This window comes from Haladaptatus sp. SPP-AMP-3, from assembly GCF_049568665.1.
Taxonomy (GTDB): domain Archaea; phylum Halobacteriota; class Halobacteria; order Halobacteriales; family Haladaptataceae; genus Haladaptatus; species Haladaptatus paucihalophilus.
Genome location: NZ_CP145897.1, coordinates 3,009,611 through 3,029,255, shown reverse-complemented (window position 1 = coordinate 3,029,255; position 19,645 = coordinate 3,009,611). Strand labels below are relative to the sequence as shown.

Here is a 19,645-nt window from a genome sequence, read left to right as displayed (position 1 = left end):
CACCAAAACATCAGAGACGAAAGCAGACAGCAAACAACAAAATTCGGAGAAAACGGCCGACAAACCGTGAAAACGTACGACGTGTACTCGACCGTTCAAATAGTCTAGCGGATATCTTTATTATTCCCGGATTCCTTTCTATGATACGTCAGACGATGCGTTCGCCGTTCGATAGAAGGAAATAAGTCGCGGATACCAACGACATGACCACAGCAGGCGATTCATCATTCGGCGTCGGAAGCGGTCTTCTCTTTACCGCCGCGATGGGGAGAGGGGACGATAGCGACTGCGTACGCCAACTCTCCGTCGGCGACGGGGGCGACCGAAACGTCCTCATCGTGACGTACAACCGAGCGCCGGAAGTCGTGTACAACGAGTGGGAGTCGCGCATCGGCGACGAAGCGACGGAGTTCGGCGTCGTCGCCGTCGGTGGCGGTGGTGCACGGACCGGAACGCATCGATTGCAACCCGGCGACGACGACAACGCCGTCTCGCTTGCAAACCCCGCCAGTCTCGGCCGACTCGAAACCACGATTTACCTGTATCTGGACGAGTGGGCCGCGAACGACTATCCGACGATACTCTGTTTCGACTCGATTTCGGCGGTGCTTCGTCACGTGGACCGGACGACCGCGTTTCGATTCCTGCACTCGCTGACGGAGTTCCTCCGCCAACGCGATGTCGTCGCACACTTCCATCTCGACCCGGACCAGCACGACGAGACGACGATAGCCATGCTGCGCTCGCTGTTCGGTTCCGGTGACGGATGTTCCGAAAACGGGGTCGAAGAAACCGTCCCGGCCGAGATACTCTCGTCGCTTCTCGGCGCGCCGCGTCGCCGACTGGTCTGTCGTTACCTCTCCGAAGTCGTGGATTCCGCGCCCATCTCGGCTATCGCGGAGCAGGTCGCCGCGTGGGAGCGGTCGGGAACGCCGAGTAAAAACGAGATAGAACGGGTTCACATTACCCTTCATCACGTCCATCTCCCAGCGTTGGCCGCGGTCGGCGTTCTCGAACGCGACGGGGAGACCGTCTCCGCAAGGGCTGAGGCGGAGACGGTGAAACAATACGTCCGGTTGACGGCGGACGACGCCGCGACGGGGACGACGCCCGTCTTTCCGGGTCAAGAGCCGGTTCGAATCGACGACCGGGCGATGGACGAGTCGAGCGAAGCGTACTGGACGGTGTACGGGACGGCGCCCGATTCGGTCGTCGTGACGCTCGCGCGGGCACTCGGCGACGTTTCGGGCAGCCACGCGACGGAACTACGGCCCGTCCTCGCCGAGGTCATCGACATCGACGCGTTGCAGCGACTCGCCGAACACACCGATATCTCGGTCTACGCGACGTTCGAGTACGAAGGATACGAAGTGGTGGTCGATAGCGGTGAGATCAAACTCTACGACTCACGCTAGCCACTCGTCCGGTTTCGTGTTGTAATCCACGTCCGTCGCCGCAATGTCCTCGACTTCGCTCCACGGCAGGTCGCGCATCTCGAACTCGTCGCCGTCGTAGCGGATGAGTTTTCCCTGCTCCTCGGGTTCCGGTTCGCGGTCGCGCCGCCGGGCGATTTCGGCGTCGCGTTCGTCGATTTCCTTCACGATGGTCTTCAGGTTCACTGGATGGCCCCAGAGGTCGTAGATGCGCTCCAGCGTGCGCGTCGCTTGGTCGAGGTCGAGCATGACGCCGTTGTAGTGGTGGCCGAGCAGGAGTTCGCTCTTGTTGTCGTAGTTGCCGTCGTAGACGGCCATCGTCGGCTTCCCGAAGTTGGTGAACTGGAGCATCAACTTCTTCTTTACGTCCTCGTACTCCGTGCTCGTCACCCGGTAGTCGCCGGTGGTTCGACTAAACTCGTAGGTGAAGTAGTCGTTGTCGACCACGAACTCCTTGGTCAGGAAGCCGTCGAGGAACGTCACGTCGTTGTGACTGGACCGAACCTCGTACATCCGGTCCCACCCGGCGGTGTACTCCACGTCCGCCATCGCTTCCTCGACGCTTTCGTACCGCTCGTCGTCCATCATGTAGCGGGCGTACTGCTCCAAGTCCGCTTGCGGGATCGCTTCGAGGAAGCCCTGATTCTGGAGCTTGCAGAGCGAGAAGTGTCGCTCGGCGAGCCCCTCGTAGGTGAGCACTTTCCACGGATGGGCATCGACGTCGATTTCGCCCTCCTTGGCGCGCTCCAGCGCCCCCGCGTCGACCGTCTCGGACGGGAGCGATTCGAGGTCGGAAAGCATCTCGGAGGTTATCGTTTCGAGCGCCGGGTCGGGTTCGATGAGGTCCGCAACGCGGTCGAAATCCACCACGTCGTGGAAGTTCCGCCACGTGATACCCTTCACCCGGAGGAGCTTCCGAACGACCTCGCGCCGGTTTTCGGTGTTCTCGATGTACTCCCACAGCTGTTTCCCGAGTTTGTAGGGATTCAGCCCCGGCGACCCGAGGACGCGCGCTTGGTGGTCGGCGTACTCGATGAACTCGTCCGCGCCCGCGAAGCACTCCTCGCCCATCATCATCGACTCCCAGTAGGCGGCCCATCCTTCGTTCATCACCTTCGTCGTCTTCTGGGCCGCGAAGTAGTAGGATTCCGTGCGGAGCATCTCCAGAATCTCCGTCTGCCACTCTTCCATCTCGACCGCCTTGCCCTCCTCGGGGTCGTAGGCGTGACCGTGGTTGCGGAGATACGCGAGGATGTCCTTTTCCGGCTCCTCGAGCGTTCCGGCCTGCTTTTCCTGCTGTGCTTCCAGCCACTCGTCGTCGAACACCTCATCACGAACCTCGTCGCTGAGGTTCATATCTTCCAGTTGGTCCGCGAGTTCGTCCGTCTCGTGCTCTTCGTCCCGGTCGCGGTCTTGGCGTTTGAACGCCTGATGCTGGTCGATGTTGTCCTGCAGACAGAGCACGTTGTCGATCCACTTCTCGACCTCCTCGCGGTCGATTTCGGGGTCGGCCATGATACGACGCACGCGGTCGGCGTGACGCGAGAGGAGCGCCGCCGCGTCGAGGTCGTCAGCGAACATCCGATACCAACGGTTGTTGGCGAAGAAATCCGAGTGGGCTTCGACGTGGGTGATGACCGCCTTCTGGTCCGCGAGGCTGTTCGACTGCTGGAGGAAGGCGTGAGCCGGGTCGTCGTTGATAACGATTTCGAACGCCTTGCCCCCGCCGAACTGCCCCTGCTTTTGCTGGCGGTCGTACTTCATCCCCCAGCGCCAGTGCGGGTATCGCTCCTGAAACCCGTCGTAGGCGATGAGTTCGTTCATCTCGTCGTAATCGACGATCCAGTATTTGACCGGATAGGGGTCGAGTCCGAGTTTCTGCGCGAGTTTCCGCGCTTCCACGACCGGTTCGCGCACCTGTTCCGCCTCGCGTTGCGTTTCGATTCGCTCGTTCATGATGCCTCCGTGCTCAGGATTTCGTAGATTGCACTCGTCACGTCCTCCGGGCCGTTGACGTAGCTGACGGCGACGTTATCCGTCTCGGCGAAGTGCCGTTCGACCTCCTCCGCGTGGGTCGCGTTGATGGCCTTGCCCTCCGGTTGCGTTTCGACGTAGGCGTGCAGGTTCGCCGGAATCTCCTCCATCCGGGGAATGACGTTCTCCTCGGTGTCGTTCCGGCTGTTCTCGCTGTCGCCCGCTGCGAACACGTAGCGGTTCCAGTCGGCCCACGGGTACTCCTCTTCGAGGATGTGGCCCGCGAGTTCGTAGGCGGACGAGATTTTCGTCCCGCCGCCCGACCGAATGCCGAAGAAATCGTCGCGCTCGACCCGCCACGCCTCCGCGTCGTGGGCGATGTAGACGAACTCTGCCGTGTCGTACTTCCCGGTCAGGTACCAGTCCAGCGGGGTGAAGGTCCGTTCGACCAGTTCGCGCTTCTTCTCGCGCATCGACCCGGACACGTCGCGGATGTTGACGACGACGACGTTCTTCTCGCGCTCCTCGATGATTTCGGGGTAGCGGTAGCGTTCGTCCTCCCGTCGGAACGGGATATTCTTGACGCCGTGTTCCCGAATCTTCTGCGCGGTGCTCGTCGGCTGGACGTTCGACTCCATCTCCTCGATGCTCTCCCACTTCGAGCGCTCGTCTTCGGGCAGGTCGTCGTAGTTCTCCTCGACCCACCGCTTCGAGACGGTGAGGTTGTTCGCTCGTGCCCAACGGAACACTTCGTCCGGTCCCCAGCCCTCGACGCCCATCGCTTCGCGGATGTAGTCGGGGTCGAAGTCCATCGCGAGCTTGCGCTTCAGCCCCTCCTTGAACATGCGCTCGAAGTCGAGCGTGCTGTCGGGACCGGTCTTCGTCATGTCGGTGAAGTCGCCCTCTATCTCCTCGATGACCTCCTTGCCCTTCGGTTGGAGGTTCAACCCAAGTTCGTCGTCGAGTTCCTCGGCGAACTCCTCCGGGTCCATCTCGTAGTAGCCGTGTTCGTCCGACTCGTCGCCGGGTTCGCCCTCGTCCCCGTCGTCTCCGGGTTGCGGCTGTGGCTGACCGACCGGGTCGCCCACGTCGGGTTCCCCTTGGCCGACGCCACCCTTGTCGCGGCGGTCGTACTGGAACTCCGGTAGATCCACTATCTTGATGGGGATGTGAATCTCGTCCGGGAGACTCTGACCGAGGTCACCGTACTGGATGAACTCGGCGAGGTCCTCGCGGCGGTCCTCGCCGACTTCGCTGTACCGTTCGAGGTCGTCTCTCAGTCCCATTTGTAGCTCACCTGATTCATGACGTGCTGACTCGTCAGTTCCGCCGAGGCGGGGGAGTAGCCGAACAGGTCCTGTAGGTTCTGGATGGTCTGTTCTTTCACCTCGGCCGTCTCGGTGTTCTTCGGCGGATTCTCCCACTGGCTCGGGTTGAAATCCTCGTAGACACGGTGCACGTCGTCCCAGTCGTTGTTTGCAAGCACTGTTTTGATGATCGGAACCTCCTTCGGGTCGATGTCGCCGACTTCGAACTCCTCGTTCCGGTTCTCCCACGCGTGGCGGTTCAGCGCGGTGATGACCTTGTTCCGGCGGAACTCGGCCACCGCGGGGCTCGCCTCGTGGTTCGCCTCGTATGCGTCCGGGGTGAACCGGCCGAGGTGCTCCGTCTCGAACACCTTCATCTTCAGCGCGTCCGGTTCGATACGCTCGCCGCGTTCGTTTTCGACCTCCTCGCTGGTCGCCCACGCGTAGACGTGTTCGATGTACTCGGCGACCGTCTCCTCGTCCACGCGTCGGTCGCGCATGATGGCGTCCAGCACGTCGCCCTCCTGCTGTTGGAAGATGTAGTTCTTCACGGGCACGAGGCGGTTTTCGTACTCGGTGCGCTCCGCCGCGGAGAAGACGGGCGCGTCGCCGATGCTCTCGGCCATCGCGTTGAGAACGTCGCGGGGCATGATGACCTGCTCGACGTCGTAGTCGGAGTGGTGGCGGTCACGGATTTCGTTGAGCAGTCCGGCGATGATATCACGGGTGTACGTGACCGGGATGCCGCCCGACCCGTCCGTCGCGTCGTCGTCGAAGTCGAAGTCGTCCTTCTCGATGCGCTCGTCGCCGTCCAGCAGGTAGCCCCGGTCGAAGAGGACGGCCTTGTCCACGAGGTCGAGTCCGGCGGGCACGTCGCTCGCGTCGAGTCGGGACACCACGCTGTACAGCGCGGCGGCTTCGATGGCGTGGGGAGCGAGTTCGCGCTCGTTGATGGCGTCGCCGTCCCGAACCCGCACGCCGACCGGTTCTCGAATCCGGGCGTCGAGTTCGTCGTACACGTCCGCCTGCCACACCGCCGTCTCGTTCGTGAGTTCGCGCCTGATGAGTTCGGCCTCCAAACTGAGATTCGTCAGGTAGCGGAACTCCCGACGGTCGAGGCGACGCTTCAGCGCGCGGAGCGGATCCGCTCCCCCGGCGTCCGCGTGCTGGTTCAACTGCGCTTCGAGGTCGGGGTTCGAGATGATGACGAGTTGCGTGTCGATGTCCATCTGGATACCCTTGTCCAGTTTCACCGTCTTCTCGTCCGGAACGTTGAGCAGTTTCTGTAGGAGGTCCGCGTGTTGGGCCGCGTCCTCCACGATGGTCAGCAGGCCGTTGCCCTGCGAGAGCACGCCGTCGTAGCTGAACGCCTGCGGGTTCTTGCGCCCGCGCGAGTCGAGTTCCTGCAGCATCCCCTGCATCCAACTGCCGACCAGTCGCTGTTTCGGGCGACCGCTGTCCTCCGAGTGGAGGACGCCGATGCCGTCGCCGACGTCCACGACGTAGTTCTTCACCCGGAGGTGCGCCGGGTCGGTGATGGCCGAGAACAGTTCTTCTTCACCGTCGCGTCGGTACTGCTCTTCCAGATAGTCGTAGGCCTCCCGGCTGAACGGGTCGAGTTTTCCCTCGACGAGGATGTCGAGGTGGTCGTCAATGGTGCCGTTCAGCCTGTCGAGCAGTTGCTCGCGCACCCGCGGCGGGAAGACGAGCAGCGGATGCGACTGGACGGGGCTGGCGAACCAGTTCTCCTCGCTCGTCGCAACCGCGTCGTCGCCGTAGGTGAGTCCCGGCGCGTCCGTCGCGGTGGCGATGTTCCACTCGACGGTGTAGCGCCGTCCCTCGGGCGTCTTCGAGTACTCGCGGAGTCCGTTGACGAGACAGCGTTTCAGCTCGGACTTTCCGGTCGCCGTCGGTCCGGCGAACCAGATTATCTTCTCCTCCTTGCCGCGGCGGGCCGCGATGGAACGGAGGTCGTCCACGAACGCGTTGAGCACCTCGGTGTTGCCGAGGATGGCGTGCTCGCCGTCGTTGTGGGGGTCGTCGAAGAAGCGGTAGCGCTCCTTCTCCTCGCCCTCTTCGACCACCGTTCGGGTCCCCATGGACTCGATGGCTTCGAGGAGGTACTTGCTCGCGTGCGAGGCGATGGTCGGGTTTTCGAACGCCGCGTCTACGTACTCCGCGAGGCCCATCGGCTCCTCGTACGTCTCGCGGAGTTCACGGTTCGCGTCGTCGATGTAGTCGCTCCCTTCGGTCACTGGTCACTCCTCCATTTCGGCGCGGGCGACTTCCGCCCCGGCGAATTCGAGCACCTCCTTCGCGCCCTCGCGTGAGTAGCCCTGCTCCATCAGCGCGTCCACCCACGCGTTCTGTTCGTCGTTGTCCATTTCGTTCGCCGACACCAACGCCGAGAAGTTGATGTTGTGTTTCTTGTCCTCCCAGAGTTTGCGCTCCAAGGCGCGGCGCAGGCGGTCGTTGTCCTGCGGGTCGAACGCCTGCCCCTCGCGGGCGCGCCGCGACACCCAGTTCGACACTTCCTGCCGGAAGTCGTCCTTGCGGTCGCGGGGGACCTCCAACTTCTCCTCGACGGCGCGCAGGAAGCTCTCGTCGGGTTCCTGCTCGCGGCCCGTGAGTTCGTCCTCGACGGTGGCGTTGTCGATGTAGGCCATCACGTGGTCCATGTACTTCTCGCCCTGCCGCTGGATTTCGTCGATGTCGTAGGCGAGCGCGTGGCGCACGTCCTCGATGGCTCGCTCGCGGTACTCGCCGCGAACCGTTTCGAGGTAGCGGTAGTAGGTCTCGAAGTTCTCCTCGGGGATGGACCCGTGGTTCTCCAAGTTCTCCTCGAAGTGGTTGAACACCGAGAGCGGACTCAGGAAGCCGCGGCTCCGGTGCGTCGAGTTCATGATGGCCTCCGCGATTTCGTCGCCGATGAACCGCGCGGAGACGCCTTCCATCCCTTCGCCGATGTCGGCCTTGTCCTCGCCTTCTTCGCGGAGCTTTTTCACGTCGATATCGTCGGTGTCCTCGATTTCGCCGTTGTAGGACTTGGCCTTCTGGAGGAGGTCCACCATCTCGGTGTCCGGCTCCTCGATGCGAGTCAACACGCCGAACAGTCCAGCCATCTCCAGCGTGTGCGGTTCGATGTGCACGTCGGGCACGTCCGCGTTGCGGAGCATCTTCCGGTAGATGTCGGCCTCGGACTCGTATTCGAGGACGTACGGGAAGTCGATGCGCTTCGTCCGGTCGTTGAACGCCTCCATCTTCTCGTCGCCCTTCTTGTCCCGGTACTCGGGCATGTTCGTCCGGCCGACGATGACCTGGTCGATGTCGATGCGGGGGTTGTTCTTCGGCTTGATGGTCTGTTCCTGCGTGGCGTGCAGGAAGTCGTAGAGGAACTCCCGTTGGAGTTTGAGCAGTTCCTCGCCGCTGAAGATGCCGCGGTTGGCGTTACAGAACGCGCCGGAGTAGTCGAACGCGCGCGGGTCGGATTCGCCGTAGATGGCGATTTTCGAGTAGTTGACGTCGCCCGTCAACTCCGTCTCGTCCTGGTTCTTCTTGTCCTTCGGCTCGAACGTCTCGACGGACTGGCGCTTGTTCTCGTCGGCGACGAGGCGGAATATCTCGATGTGGTTTTCGAGCACCTGTTTGATGTCGTCGTCGTAGTAGGCCAGCAGCGAATCCATGTAGAACTCGCTCGCGGGGTCGAGCGCCTGCTCGTTTTTGATGGTGTACGGCGCGTCCAACTCCTCGTTGATGTCGTCGATGACGCGCTGACGCTGTTCGAGCGGGAGCAGGACGAGCGGGTCCTGATTCATCGGCGACCGAATCTCGTCGTCGGCCGGGTCTTGGTCGGGGATGACGTCACAGAGGTTCGTCCAGCGGAACGTGTACAGTCGCCCCTCGTCGTGGAGGGTGTAGTCCTCGAAATACTTGCGAACCTGTCTGTCGAAGTCGGATTTACCCGACCCGACCGGCCCGAGCAACAGTTTGATCCGTTTCTCGGGACCGAGTCCGCGCGCACCGCTCTTTACCTTGTTCACGAACTCGTGAATCGCGCGGTGGATTTCACGCCCGTAGAACGTGTTCTCCCCGTCGAATATGGGGTCTTCGGACGCGAGTCGGTACTCGACGACGCCGGAGTCTTCGTCGTACTCCGTGCCGTAGTAGTCGAACATATCGGCGACTCGCTGGTGGGCGTTTCTGGCTACCTTCGGGTCTTCGTATACCTCTCGGAGGTACCAGTCGAAGGACTTCGTTTCACGGAGGTCTTCCGGCATCGATTCCTGGTAACTGCGGCTGAGGTCGTCCAGCGTTTCGATGTCACCTTTCATTGTATCACGCATTGTTTGGGACTTCGTATGGACCAAGGGAGAGAGAGACCGACCGGGCGGCCCGATACCGGCGGGAAGTACGTAGTCGACACGCATTCACAAAGTTGTGTCGGTCGGAACACCGCGATCGCTCTCCGGCGGGGCTTGTCGGGCGACGGCGAGCGCGCCCGCAGTAACTCCTGCGTCAATCGCGGGATCATTGTGCGTGCCATCCACCGCTTCGGAAACCAGTCGGCGTATTCCAGCGAAACCCATCCACCCGGAAGCGTATGGTTCGAGACCGTGTACCGTGCGGACTGCTACCACCCGATACTGTTTAATGGATAGGACGAGGCCATATATAACTGTTGCCCATACACAAGATTCTTTTGATATAGATTAAGCATCCGAAAGGGCCGAAGTTACGAACGAGTGGGCCTGTAGCGTTCAAATCGGCCATTGTGAAAAATCACACTTCGCTCACCCTTTATATGCAAGGTCGGTGCTCGCGGACTGACAACCCTTACACCCGTCCGCCGCCAACCGCCGTTCGTGTCCATCGAGAACCTCCCCGAGTCGTGGGTCGTCTGGAACGAGGAACCAAACGGTCGGTGCATCCTCGCCTACCGGCCGGACGTGTTCGACACGCGGCAGTTCCCGCCGGAGTGTATGCCGACGCTGTATCTCACGCAAGGGACCCCGAATCGGCCACCGCAGGAGCGCCGGGCGACCGACTCGTGGTATTTCGAGTTCTTCCTCGAACCCGAGGTCGCCCTGCCGCGGACGCCGCGGTTCTCCGCGCGCGATGAAGCACTGGAGGCCGCCGTCGCGCTCGCGGACGAGTTCGACCGCGGCGAAGTGGACTACCGGTCGTGGTATCTAGTTCCGCGCGAGGCGTACCTCGACAAACTGGACGAGTTGACCGGACGAACCGAGTAGCGGGATTTCGTCGTGGCGAGAGGCTTAACCGGCGGCCACACCTACGCCCGCCTATGTCCACCATCACGCTCGTCGGAACCCGCCTCGCGGACGTCGGTCAGGAGTTTGTCTATCAGGGCGAAGCCAGCGCCTGCGAGGGCTGTCCCTACAGAAACCAGTGTCTCAATCTCTCCGAGGGGGTGAAATATCGCGTCACGGACGTCAGGGAGGGAGCACAGACGCTCCCCTGTGGTGTCCACGACGACGGCGTGAGCGCCGTCGAAGTCGAACCGGCGACCGTCCGCGCCAACGTCTCCGCGCGGAACGCCTACGCCGGGAGCAACGCGAAACTCGAAGGGCCGTGCCCGCACGTCGAGTGCCCGAGCCACGAGTTCTGCGAACCCGCCGGTGCTGACTTCGGCGAAGAGTACCGGATTTCGAAAATCGTCGGGGACCCGCCTCACGATTACTGCCACTTGGACCGCGACCTGACGCTCGTCGAGTTCGACGAGACGAACGAGTAATCAGTTCCCCAGCACGCCGATGTACTCCGCCGTGTAGCCGAAGATGTCCTCGTAGCCGTACGCCGACATCAACACCGGAACGAACGGGTTTTCGGCGACCAGTTCGTCCTCGTCGGCGGTTGCGAACGGCTCTCCCCGCTCGACGCGCTGAAAGTTCTCAACCAACACTTCGAACTCCGTGCCGCCGTTTTTCCGCACCGGTTGGTCCATCCGGAACACTTCCACCTCGTCCTGTTCGCCCGCATCGACCGGATTTTTTCCCTCCGGCAACGGAAGGGCACCCGTTCCCGCGAGGAACCCGCGAACGAGGTCGTAGGCGTTGTCGACCGCCTCGGGAGACCCTTGCAGGCCGCACTCGACCTCCAGCGTGTGCGGGTGCGAGATGAGTTTTCCCTTCGTGAACTTGTCCGTCTCGACCAGTTGTGAGACCGGCAGGTACGGACAGATGGACCGCGCAACTGCGTTCACCCGGTCCACGAGCGCGAACGGCCTCGCGTACGACTGCGTGGAGTGAAGCGAGAGGACGGTACAGTCTCGTAGCTCCGACACCAAGTCGTGCGCCAACCGCCGCTCGTACGTCTCCGCGTTCGGGTCGCCGGGGAAGACGCGGTTCAAGTCCTCGTTGACGTACCGGACGCCGCGTTCGAGCGCGCGCTCGTTGACGACGACGACCTTCACCGCCCGCTCCACGTCCGGGTCCTCCAACAGCAGTCTGTCCACCGCCTTCGGACCGCACGGCTCGTCGCCGTGAATCCCGGCGACGACTGCCACTTCCGGCGTTCCTTCACCTAACTGCTCGATTCGCATTTACCGAAGTCAGGTGTCGAAGCTTGAAAGCGCTTTACACTCGCGATTTTACGGAAAAAGGGGAAGGGATGTGGATGACAGCTACCGTCGCACGTCGGGCATCGCCGCCGTCCGACGCCATTCACGTGCGGCGCTGAACGAACGATGCTCGGTTTCTTGGTACATCTCCCTTGACCAGCTACTCCAACCATTCTGACATTAATCGATTCTATCACCTTTCGTTATTACTGAGATATCGACACCAACGCTTGCGATTTATCGAGTAAGGGGTCACAATCGCCGCACAAGCTATACAACAGTTCACGAATATCTATACGACATGGGAGACAATACGCCGGACGACACTGAAACGGCATCGGAAAAATTCTCCGATGCCGAACTACCGGAGCTATCCGAAGACGTTCTGGAGCTAAATCACGTCTTTCAGGCGCTCGCAGAGTCACGACGCCGATATATCGTGTACACGCTGAAATCCAAAACCGAATGGAAACTGACCGACATCGCCACGAAAATCGCGTCCTGGGAGATGGACACGCCGGAACACGAAGTCTCGGGAGCGGAAGTCGAACGGACCTACGCCTCGCTGTACCACGCCCACGTTCCGAAACTGGTCGAGGAAGGCGTCATCACGTTCGAGAAACCGACCGAAGTGATTCGACCGGGACCCAACGCACAGCAAGTGTTGGCGGCGCTGGCGGGCACGGGTGCGAGCCTCGACATGCGGCAGGAATCACACGCACGGAGTGAGATGGATGACGCGAGCAAGTGAGGGCAACGGCGATAACGCCGAGCGTGGCGACGATGTGCAACGCACCCTCGTCCACCAAACGCGGTACGAACGGGATGGCAAGCACGACCTCACGACGATGATAGTCGGGGCCATCGCCGACACGAGGGGAATTTCACCCACGGACCTGAAAGACCCCGTTCTGTACGATTGCGTCGATATCGACTCGCTGGAAGACGCGTTCTTTGGACCCAACATTTCGGGGCAGAGTCGAGACGGAGTAGGAACCGTAGAATTCCAATTCGGGGACTACCAAATCACGGTCAACAGCAACGGTTGGATTTCGGTGTACGAGTAGCGTCGGCCGGTACCTGACGTCGCCGCGGTCAGTCGAGACCGTCAGCGTAGTCGTAATCGACATCGGTCGCCGTCGGTCGTCTCCCGTCCAGTTCTATTTTCCACCCGTGGAGCACTGTCGGGTCGTCCAACGCGTTCGTCATTTTCGTTCGAACGTCGGTGACGTTCACGCCGTAGAAGTCGGTCGGGACGCCGTGGAGGTACTGGAGCGCGGTTTCGAAGAGCGAGCGCATGCCGCCGTCGTCCTCGAAGTCGAAGTGCTTGTACGCGCCCGCCGCGACCTGCACCATCCCGTGGAGGAACGCGCTCTCTACCGACCCGTTGCCGTAGTTGTACCACTCGTCCTCGAAACAGTCGTGGCTCTCGTGGAACTCCCCGGCGTTGAACAGTCGCACGCCGTGAACCACCGCGGTTCGAAGCGTTCCGTGTTCCCAGCAGTCTCGCTCCGGGAGCCATCCCGACGGGATTCGGCCGGTCGGTGGTGGGTCGGCGGTCGGGTCGCGTGTGTGGTCGTCCATTGCAGTCGCGGTATCGTTCGCACGCCACGGGTTTGTGTGTTGGTACTGGTCGTCCTCGACGCGTCGAGAAAAATCGATACTCGTTTTCGCTCGTTTCGTTCGGTCCCTACTGCGCAACCACCGCTTTGCTCGGCGGCGCTCGCGCGACTTCGTAGTCGCCACTTTCATCGACCGCGATGACTGCCCACTCGTAGTCCGGGTTCGATTCCCGAATCCGCTTTCGCAGTCGCGTCGCGTTCTCCGTCCACGTCACGAAGCAACGTAGCGTCCCATATTTCGGAGCCTCCCCGGTATCCGCGAGGGCGGAAACGCGTACCTCGCGCCACTTTCGTCTGGCGCGAAATTCGTCTCCGTCGTCCAAAACCTCGTATCCGAGGCGGTTGAAAATCGACCTGGCCTCCTTGGTCGGTGGTGTGCTAACAGGGGCCATCCATGTGAACGTAACACACAATACGTAATAAATGTTCTTGCGGATTCGAACAAATGTCACCCGATATTCAAAATATCGAAACGAATGCCTACCGGGCGAGTTGCACCCACGGGTTCGCGTGCTGTGCCGGATACTCTCGCACCTCGTCCTCGGCTTTGAGTTCCGTGAGCTGATTGCGCGCGTCCTCGCGGGTCATCCCACCGATGGCGACCGCGGCGTCCAACACCATCTCCTTCAGTACACCGTCGTCCGTCACCGCTTCCCTGTCGCCGCCCTCGGTTTCCATGGCGTCCGCACCCATCACCCGAAGGTACTCGCGGAGGTCAGGCGTCTCCCGAAGCTCCTCGTGCCACCGCGGCGGGTAATAGCTCACGCGGTCCCCCCGGAGTTCGTAGATGCGGCCGCCGCCTTGCCACGACTCCGCGTCGGTGAGCCGTTCCTCGAATGAGGACGGGAAGGCGTCCCGCCCGTACGTCATCGCGTCGAGGTACGCCTCGAACCGCTCGCGTTCGACGCCGACGCCGGTCTCCCGGTGCGCCTGCTCGACCAACCGAACCGCCTCGTCCAACATGAGGGTTTTGCGCTGACTCTCCAACTCGGAAACGAGCTCCTCGTCGGTCGAGACCATACCGTGACTGGCGTCGCCGAACGGGTAAAGAAACCGGCCAACCTATTCGTGTGCCGCGTCCCACTCCGTCGCTTTGCGGAGGTTACCACACCGGTTGCACTCGATGCGCCCCATCGAATCCATCGCGTTGTCCAACGTCTCGCAGTTCGCACAGAAATAGCCGTAGCGCCGTTCGTGCTCGGGCGAGCGATAGACGACGAAAAACGGACCTTTCGACCCGCGAGTTCCTTCCGACTCGTTGATGTAGACGGTTTCGTCATCCTGCGTCGTCGCTGTGGTCATTATCCACCCCTTGTCGGCCCATCGATTTAGGGATGTTGAACGTATCGAAGGTATCTTGTCTCCTCCCTGAGACACGTCGGCAATGACCCTCCGGCTCCTCCACTATTCGGACATCGAGAACGTCTACGACGACCCGGACCGGCTCGGCCGACTGGCGGGCTGCATCGACGCCAGACGCGACGACCGAACCGTCGTCGTCGGAACCGGGGACAACACCGCCCCCGGCGTCCTCTCGCTCGTCACCGAGGGACAGCAAGCCCTCGATTTCTTCGACGCTATCTCCCCCGATTTCGGGACGTTCGGCAACCACGATTTCGATTACGGAATCGACCGGGCCCGCGAACTCGTCCGGCGCTCCCCCCAGACGTGGCTCACCGTCAACGTCCGCGAAGGGGACGACCGGTTCGCGGCCGGTGCCGGAACCGCACCGGCCGCGACCCGAGATATCGGCGGTACGCGGGTCGGGTTCTTCGGCGTCACCACGCCCGAAACGGCGTCGATAAATCCGAACGCGAGCGAACTGACGTTCACCGACCCGATAGCGGCGGCCGAACGAACCGTCTCCCGTCTTCGAGACGAGGGCGTCGATATCGTCGTCGCGCTCTCCCACCTCGGCCGCGGCGACGAAGCGCTCGCCGACGCGGTGGATATCGACGTCATCCTCGGCGGACACGTCCACTCCGAGCGGGTGGAACAGCTGAACGGGACGCTCGTTACCCGACCGGGTGTCAACGGCCACGTCCTCCTCGAAGTGGCCTTCGACGGCGGGTCCGAACCGACCGTGACCCGGCACCGCGTCGCGGACGCACCGCGGAACGAGGACGTGGCCGGTCGGCTGTACGAGAGAAAGGAGAAAGCCGGACTCGGTTCGGTCGTTGCGAGCGTGGACGACCCCATCGAACGAACCAAGACCACGACCTTCCGCGGCGAGAGCCGAATCGGGAACTTCGTCGCCGACGCCTACCGCTGGGCGACCGACGCGGCCGTCGGCCTGCAAAACAGCGGCGGAATCCGCGAAGGCGACCCGCTTTCGGGCGAGGTGACGGTCGGCGACCTCGTGAGCGTCCTGCCGTTTCAAGAGCGCGTCGTCGTCGCGGAACTCTCGGGCGACGAACTCCTCGACGTGTTCCGGCAGGCCCACGACCCGACCATCGGGTTCGCCGAACACGACTGGTGGCACGGCCACCTGAGCGGGGTCGAACTCGTCTGGAACCGGGCGGAGGACGCACTCGAATCCGCGACCATCGCCGGACGTGAGATTCGGGACGACGCGACCTACAGCCTCGCGACGACCGAGTACCTCCTGCACAGCGACCGGGAGTTCCCCGCTCTCGACATCGACCACCACGTCGAAACCGGGGACGTACAGTACGAGGTGCTGGCCGACTACGCCCGTCGGTTCGGCATCGACCCCGAGATAGAGGGTCGCATCGCGCAAAGATAGTAAGGTTCTCCCGGGTGCACCACCTCCGACTCGATATGACTCGCGTCCTCGTTCCGGTTCGCTATCCGCTTTCGGAACACTCGCGTCGGACGCTCTCCGAAGCTCTTCGCGTGGCCGAAGAGCGAGACGCCGACCTCACCGTATTGCACGTGAATCTGTATCACCGCGGAAGCGAGATACGACGCACCGACCTGAAACGAACCGTCGAGAAGGCCTTCGGTCGCATCAGGAACGCCAGATACGTCGTCCGCGACGGCTTTCTCGTGGAGGAGACTATTTTGGAGGAAATCGCCGCGACGAGCGCCGACGTGGTGGTCATCGGACGCAAGCAGGTCGGTCGGTGGCGGCGTGCGATTCGCCGACTGGTGGACGACCCCGACATCGAGACCTTCCTCCGCGAGAAGGTGGATTGCGAACTGATCACGGTGGGATAGCGTCAGCGTTCGTCGAACTCGACCGGTCGGGAGGGGGGCGTTCGCTGCTGGGGTTCTCGTTCGACGGCGACCCGCGCGACGCCGCTCGTATCGTCGAAGACGAGGTGCGAGTGAGGGTACGCGATTTCCACGTCGGCATCTTGTATCTCCTCCCAGATTCGCTCCATGATGTGTGAGTGGACGCGGCGCATGTAGTACGGGTCTTTCACCCAGTAGCGGAGTTCGAGCAGAACGCCGTGGTCGGCGTAATCCCGTATCTGCGCCACGGGGTCGCTGGGGTAGCGGGCGCTCCCGATGCGGATGTCCGGCCCCGACGCGACGACTTCCGGCGTGTTGCGGGCCGCCCGCTCCATGATGGCTCGCGCCTCATCGAGGTCCCCCTCGTAGGTGACCTGCAGTTGGAGCGAAAGCCGCGAACGCGTATCCTCGGCCGAGTAGTTCACCACGTCCCGCTCGCGCATCGTCGCGTTCGGGATGACGAGGAACGTGTTTTGCATCGTGAAAATCTTCGTGTAGCGGAGCGTGATGTCCTCGACGTAGCCGCGGGTTCCCCCTTCCGGGGTGCTGGTGTCCACCAACTCGATGAGGTCGCCGATTTCGTAGGGTTGGTCGGCCAGCAGGAACAGTCCGTTGATGACGCTCCCGATGATGGGTGCGAGGATGAGACCGACCGTGGCGGAGAACACAGTGACCGAGAGCAGGAGGTTGGACGCTCCTAAGCCGACCTGTGCGGCGGCGGTAGCGACCGCGATGAACAGGATGATGCCACGAATCCCGCGGAGAACGGTCTTCGTGATGCTCGGCCTTCGGAATCGCCGCGCGACCTGCCGACCGACGAGGCTGACTACCAACTGCGAGACGTACCAACCGAGGACGACGAACAGGGCCGCGAGGAGGACGTCCGTGACGGTAACGTTCGTGGCGACTTCGAACGCTCCGATGGTGCCGAACCAACGGAGAATACCATCAATCGCTGTACCGGTCGTCGGCATGAGTCTTCCGTCTCACCCGACCAAGTAAAACCCCCGCATTTCGACGCTTGACGTGTCGTTCCCGGGAAGAATAGTGTCGAAAACTAAGTCACGTCGCGACAATTCGAACGTATGACGTCCGAATCACATCGCCCCCGGGCTACGTTCGAAATCAGCCACCACGAGGAGCCGAGCGGCACCCTCCTCGCCGGGTTTTCCGAGTTCGGTCTCGCCGGACTGACCGCCGTGAACTACCTCGTCGAGCAACTCGACCTCGAAGAGACGGGTCACATCACGGCCGAGCAACTGCCCGCGATTACGCCGTTCGAGAACGGGCGTCCGCGCCACCACACCCGACTGTTCTCCCGGTCGGACCTCGACCTGACCATCCTCGTCGGCGAACTGTTCGTTCCCGTCTGGGCCGCCGACCCCTTCGCCACCGCGATTCTCGACTGGACGGTGGAGCACGGGGTCGAGGAGATAGCCGTCCTGTCGGGGATTCCCGTCCCGCACGGTCCCGACGAACACCGCGTCTTCTCCATCGCCACCGACGATTTCCACGAGAAGCGACTCGACAGCACTGACATCCCGGGCATGGGTCGCGGGTTCCTCGACGGCGTGAACGCGACCCTCGTCGCCCGCGGCCTCGACACGTCGCTGGCGACCGGCGTGTTCGTCACCCCCGTCCACGCACAGACGCCGGACGTCGAGGCCGCGCTCCGCCTCATCGATGCCGTCCGTGACGTGTACGGACTGACCATCGACACGGATCCGCTCGAAGCGTTCGCCGAGGAAGTCGGCGAGTACTACGCCGAACTCGCCCAGCGTGTCGAGTCGGCCGGGGACAGAGAACGACCGGACGACCGGATGTACATGTAGCAGAACGTTTTACGACGGTCGGTATCGGGCGGGCGTGGTGAGTCACCACGCCCGCCCAACGCCTCCCCGTAAAACGTTCATCAAAAGCACTCCTTCCTCATTTCGACGAACAACTCGCGGCGCGAGTCGTTCGTCTCCATTCGGTCGTCGGCCCGGAAAATCGAAGATTTTCCGGAGAGCGTACTAGCGACTGGCGGCTGTGTTACCAGTGGAAGTTTGGTGGTCGTCTCAATCGCCGATTTTCGATGGTTGATCGGTTGCTGACATTCTGGCGGTTGTGTCATCGGCTGATTTTCGGCAATTGTGTCGATTGCGGACTTCCGTCGGTTGTGTAACCGGCCTACCGCTCCCTTCGGTCGATCGCCGAAATCTAGCGACCGGCGAAGCGATAGGCTACCCGTCCCTTCAGGGCGCTAACGTCCTCTCCGCGAACGGCGAAGCCGTGAGCGGGCCGAGGAACCCCCGACGGAGCGACTGAAAGGAGCGACGGAAGTGGGGTGACGTGGTGCTTTTGGTCCAGCTTTTACAGGGAACCGACCAGAGCGATGGCGAGTGCCATCGCTCTGGCCTGTGACCGTCGTAAAAGGTGGAAGCAAAAGCTGGGGTTCTATAGTCCTCCGTGGATTTCCGTTTCATAATGAGCTCCGACGACCTCTATCTGACACTCGAACGAGTCGGAGAACGGTTCAGCTTAGGGGAGTACGAGATCGACGCCTATCTCACGGTACTCGAACACGGACGACTGACCGCGAGCGAAATCGCGGACCACACCGACATTCCGCAACCGCGGGTGTACGATACCGTTCGCAGTCTGAGCGACCGCGGACTGGTCGAACTCCGCGAATCACGACCCATGAAGGTCATCGCAATCGACCCCGAAGAAGCCTTCTCCGACGTGCAATCGTCGCTCGGCGAGATGATAACCGAACTCGAAGAGCGCTACACCGCCCCGGCGCGGGATACGGAAGCCGTTTCGCTGGTCAAATCGCGCTCGACCATCCTCCGCTACCTCGAAGACGTCATCGAGGCGGCCGAGTACGAACTCGCGCTGTCGCTGACGCCCGACCTCCTCGAACGGTTCGCCGACGACCTCTCGGCGGCCATCGACTCCGGCGTGAGCACCGAACTGCTCGTCACGCCCGCCTCGGAAGCGCCCGACCCGACGGAGTTTAACTACGGGGCCGTGGCAACCACCGCCCGCGCGCGCCGCGGAATCACGACGCCCGTCATCGCGGTGGCGGACGGCGAATACTCGATGTACGCGACGCAGGACGCCCTCCGCGACGACCGCGACCGGTACGGCGTCATCTTCAACCGCTCCGCGCTGGGATTCCTCGTGTCCGGCTTCTTCGGCACGGTGCTCTGGACGACCGCCGAGCGAACCCTCTCGGAAGACGCGGAAAAGCGTTCGTTCCCGCGCCGGTACGCCTCCATTCGTCGGTGCGTCAAGGAGATTCAGGGGATGGAAGGCGAGTTCTACGCGACCATCAAGGGCCGCGACATCGAATCCGGGAACGACCGAATCGTTCGCGGAAGGGTCGTCGGCTTCTCCTTCGAGGGTGGCGAGCGCGTCGCGGGAATGTCGGTCGAAACCGAGACGGGAACGGTCACCGTGGGCGGGCAGGTCGCCGCGCTCGAAGACATCGAAGCGCACGAAATCCGAATCGGGACGGACGAACCACCGGCCTACGAGCGGTGAGCG

At 62.3% G+C, this 19,645-nt stretch carries 19 protein-coding genes; 9 read left to right on the top strand and 10 right to left on the bottom strand.

Annotated elements, in window-relative coordinates:
• Positions 1-203: 203 nt before the first annotated feature.
• Entirely contained in the window at positions 204-1,415 is a 1,212-nt protein-coding gene (locus V5735_RS16490; protein ID WP_423744505.1) for a DUF7504 family protein, read from the top strand.
• Here the strand turns inward: V5735_RS16490 and V5735_RS16485 are convergent.
• Genes V5735_RS16485 through V5735_RS16470 form a run of 4 tightly spaced genes read right to left on the bottom strand, consistent with a single transcriptional unit; the run spans position 1,407 to position 9,045 of the window.
• Positions 1,407-3,389, bottom strand: a complete 1,983-nt coding sequence (locus V5735_RS16485) for a SpoVR family protein (RefSeq protein WP_423744504.1) — start codon at positions 3,387-3,389, stop codon at positions 1,407-1,409. The two genes, V5735_RS16490 and V5735_RS16485, sit on opposite strands and share 9 nt — an antisense overlap.
• On the bottom strand, positions 3,386-4,693 hold the full coding sequence (locus tag V5735_RS16480) for a YeaH/YhbH family protein (RefSeq protein WP_423744503.1): 1,308 nt from the start codon (positions 4,691-4,693) through the stop codon (positions 3,386-3,388). Before V5735_RS16480 ends, V5735_RS16485 begins: the two co-directional genes overlap by 4 nt.
• Positions 4,684-6,969 (bottom strand): PrkA family serine protein kinase, encoded by a 2,286-nt coding sequence (locus V5735_RS16475; protein ID WP_423744502.1) that lies wholly within the window; start codon positions 6,967-6,969, stop codon positions 4,684-4,686. The genes V5735_RS16480 and V5735_RS16475 overlap by 10 nt, the downstream gene beginning before the upstream one ends.
• A gap of 3 nt (positions 6,970-6,972) precedes the next feature.
• Entirely contained in the window at positions 6,973-9,045 is a 2,073-nt protein-coding gene (locus V5735_RS16470) for a PrkA family serine protein kinase (protein WP_423744501.1), read from the bottom strand.
• Between the two features lie 531 nt (positions 9,046-9,576).
• On the opposite strand from V5735_RS16470, the gene V5735_RS16465 reads away from it, so the two are divergent.
• Both V5735_RS16465 and V5735_RS16460 read left to right on the top strand, forming a co-directional pair.
• Entirely contained in the window at positions 9,577-9,963 is a 387-nt protein-coding gene (locus tag V5735_RS16465; protein WP_423744500.1) for a DUF5820 family protein, read from the top strand.
• Positions 9,964-10,016: 53 nt separating this feature from the next.
• Positions 10,017-10,466 carry a UPF0179 family protein gene (locus V5735_RS16460; RefSeq protein WP_423744499.1) on the top strand — a complete coding sequence of 150 codons (450 nt, stop codon included), beginning with the start codon at positions 10,017-10,019 and terminating at the stop codon, positions 10,464-10,466.
• Here the strand turns inward: V5735_RS16460 and V5735_RS16455 are convergent, their stop codons facing one another.
• Positions 10,467-11,273, bottom strand: a complete 807-nt coding sequence (locus tag V5735_RS16455; protein WP_423744498.1) for a M99 family carboxypeptidase catalytic domain-containing protein — start codon at positions 11,271-11,273, stop codon at positions 10,467-10,469.
• A 319-nt stretch (positions 11,274-11,592) separates the two neighbouring features.
• Between V5735_RS16455 and V5735_RS16450 the strand changes: the two genes are divergently transcribed.
• Positions 11,593-12,042: a DUF7344 domain-containing protein gene (locus V5735_RS16450; protein ID WP_423744497.1), complete on the top strand. Its 450-nt coding sequence runs from the start codon at positions 11,593-11,595 to the stop codon at positions 12,040-12,042.
• Positions 12,026-12,358 carry a HalOD1 output domain-containing protein gene (locus tag V5735_RS16445; RefSeq protein ID WP_423744496.1) on the top strand — a complete coding sequence of 111 codons (333 nt, stop codon included), beginning with the start codon at positions 12,026-12,028 and terminating at the stop codon, positions 12,356-12,358. Before V5735_RS16450 ends, V5735_RS16445 begins: the two co-directional genes overlap by 17 nt.
• Positions 12,359-12,386: 28 nt before the next feature.
• Here V5735_RS16445 and V5735_RS16440 read toward each other — a convergent pair whose 3' ends face one another.
• The 4 genes from V5735_RS16440 to V5735_RS16425 all read right to left on the bottom strand — a co-directional run bounded on the left by V5735_RS16440 (position 12,387) and on the right by V5735_RS16425 (position 14,215).
• Positions 12,387-12,875 (bottom strand): DUF309 domain-containing protein, encoded by a 489-nt coding sequence (locus tag V5735_RS16440; RefSeq protein ID WP_423744495.1) that lies wholly within the window; start codon positions 12,873-12,875, stop codon positions 12,387-12,389.
• A 106-nt stretch (positions 12,876-12,981) separates the two neighbouring features.
• Complete coding sequence (locus tag V5735_RS16435) at positions 12,982-13,305, bottom strand: DUF7116 family protein (RefSeq protein WP_423744494.1); 324 nt, start codon at positions 13,303-13,305, stop codon at positions 12,982-12,984.
• Between the two features lie 88 nt (positions 13,306-13,393).
• Complete coding sequence (locus tag V5735_RS16430; RefSeq protein WP_423744493.1) at positions 13,394-13,933, bottom strand: hypothetical protein; 540 nt, start codon at positions 13,931-13,933, stop codon at positions 13,394-13,396.
• 42 nt (positions 13,934-13,975) lie between these two features.
• Positions 13,976-14,215: a DUF5816 domain-containing protein gene (locus V5735_RS16425; RefSeq protein WP_423744492.1), complete on the bottom strand. Its 240-nt coding sequence runs from the start codon at positions 14,213-14,215 to the stop codon at positions 13,976-13,978.
• 82 nt (positions 14,216-14,297) lie between these two features.
• On the opposite strand from V5735_RS16425, the gene V5735_RS16420 reads away from it, so the two are divergent.
• Together V5735_RS16420 and V5735_RS16415 are read left to right on the top strand one after the other, a co-directional pair.
• On the top strand, positions 14,298-15,659 hold the full coding sequence (locus V5735_RS16420; RefSeq protein WP_423744491.1) for a bifunctional metallophosphatase/5'-nucleotidase: 1,362 nt from the start codon (positions 14,298-14,300) through the stop codon (positions 15,657-15,659).
• A 35-nt stretch (positions 15,660-15,694) separates the two neighbouring features.
• Positions 15,695-16,093, top strand: a complete 399-nt coding sequence (locus V5735_RS16415; protein ID WP_423744490.1) for a universal stress protein — start codon at positions 15,695-15,697, stop codon at positions 16,091-16,093.
• A 2-nt stretch (positions 16,094-16,095) separates the two neighbouring features.
• Here the strand turns inward: V5735_RS16415 and V5735_RS16410 are convergent, their stop codons facing one another.
• The gene (locus V5735_RS16410; protein WP_423744489.1) at positions 16,096-17,085 is read right to left on the bottom strand and encodes a mechanosensitive ion channel family protein; all 990 of its coding nucleotides are present in this window, start codon (positions 17,083-17,085) and stop codon (positions 16,096-16,098) included.
• Between the two features lie 111 nt (positions 17,086-17,196).
• Between V5735_RS16410 and V5735_RS16405 the strand changes: the two genes are divergently transcribed.
• Both V5735_RS16405 and trmB read left to right on the top strand, forming a co-directional pair.
• A complete protein-coding gene (locus tag V5735_RS16405; RefSeq protein WP_423744488.1) occupies positions 17,197-17,943 on the top strand; it encodes a proteasome assembly chaperone family protein in 747 nt (248 codons plus the stop codon).
• Positions 17,944-18,580: 637 nt separating this feature from the next.
• Complete coding sequence (gene trmB / locus V5735_RS16400; protein ID WP_423744487.1) at positions 18,581-19,642, top strand: HTH-type sugar sensing transcriptional regulator TrmB; 1,062 nt, start codon at positions 18,581-18,583, stop codon at positions 19,640-19,642.
• The last annotated feature ends 3 nt before the right edge of the window (positions 19,643-19,645 follow it).

Excerpts from the sequence above, each read along its gene's own strand:
- V5735_RS16430 (WP_423744493.1), bottom strand. The coding sequence starts at position 13,933 with ATGGTCTCGACCGACGAGGAGCTCGTTTCCGAGTTGGAGAGTCAGCGC.
- V5735_RS16450 (WP_423744497.1), top strand. The coding sequence starts at position 11,593 with ATGGGAGACAATACGCCGGACGACACTGAAACGGCATCGGAAAAATTC.
- V5735_RS16470 (WP_423744501.1), bottom strand. The coding sequence starts at position 9,045 with ATGAAAGGTGACATCGAAACGCTGGACGACCTCAGCCGCAGTTACCAG.
- V5735_RS16485 (WP_423744504.1), bottom strand. The coding sequence starts at position 3,389 with ATGAACGAGCGAATCGAAACGCAACGCGAGGCGGAACAGGTGCGCGAA.
- V5735_RS16405 (WP_423744488.1), top strand. The coding sequence starts at position 17,197 with ATGACGTCCGAATCACATCGCCCCCGGGCTACGTTCGAAATCAGCCAC.
- V5735_RS16435 (WP_423744494.1), bottom strand. The coding sequence starts at position 13,305 with ATGGCCCCTGTTAGCACACCACCGACCAAGGAGGCCAGGTCGATTTTC.
- V5735_RS16440 (WP_423744495.1), bottom strand. The coding sequence starts at position 12,875 with ATGGACGACCACACACGCGACCCGACCGCCGACCCACCACCGACCGGC.
- V5735_RS16415 (WP_423744490.1), top strand. The coding sequence starts at position 15,695 with ATGACTCGCGTCCTCGTTCCGGTTCGCTATCCGCTTTCGGAACACTCG.
- trmB (WP_423744487.1), top strand. The coding sequence starts at position 18,581 with ATGAGCTCCGACGACCTCTATCTGACACTCGAACGAGTCGGAGAACGG.
- V5735_RS16425 (WP_423744492.1), bottom strand. The coding sequence starts at position 14,215 with ATGACCACAGCGACGACGCAGGATGACGAAACCGTCTACATCAACGAG.
- V5735_RS16490 (WP_423744505.1), top strand. The coding sequence starts at position 204 with ATGACCACAGCAGGCGATTCATCATTCGGCGTCGGAAGCGGTCTTCTC.
- V5735_RS16445 (WP_423744496.1), top strand. The coding sequence starts at position 12,026 with ATGACGCGAGCAAGTGAGGGCAACGGCGATAACGCCGAGCGTGGCGAC.
- V5735_RS16460 (WP_423744499.1), top strand. The coding sequence starts at position 10,017 with ATGTCCACCATCACGCTCGTCGGAACCCGCCTCGCGGACGTCGGTCAG.
- V5735_RS16480 (WP_423744503.1), bottom strand. The coding sequence starts at position 4,693 with ATGGGACTGAGAGACGACCTCGAACGGTACAGCGAAGTCGGCGAGGAC.
- V5735_RS16410 (WP_423744489.1), bottom strand. The coding sequence starts at position 17,085 with ATGCCGACGACCGGTACAGCGATTGATGGTATTCTCCGTTGGTTCGGC.
- V5735_RS16420 (WP_423744491.1), top strand. The coding sequence starts at position 14,298 with ATGACCCTCCGGCTCCTCCACTATTCGGACATCGAGAACGTCTACGAC.
- V5735_RS16455 (WP_423744498.1), bottom strand. The coding sequence starts at position 11,273 with ATGCGAATCGAGCAGTTAGGTGAAGGAACGCCGGAAGTGGCAGTCGTC.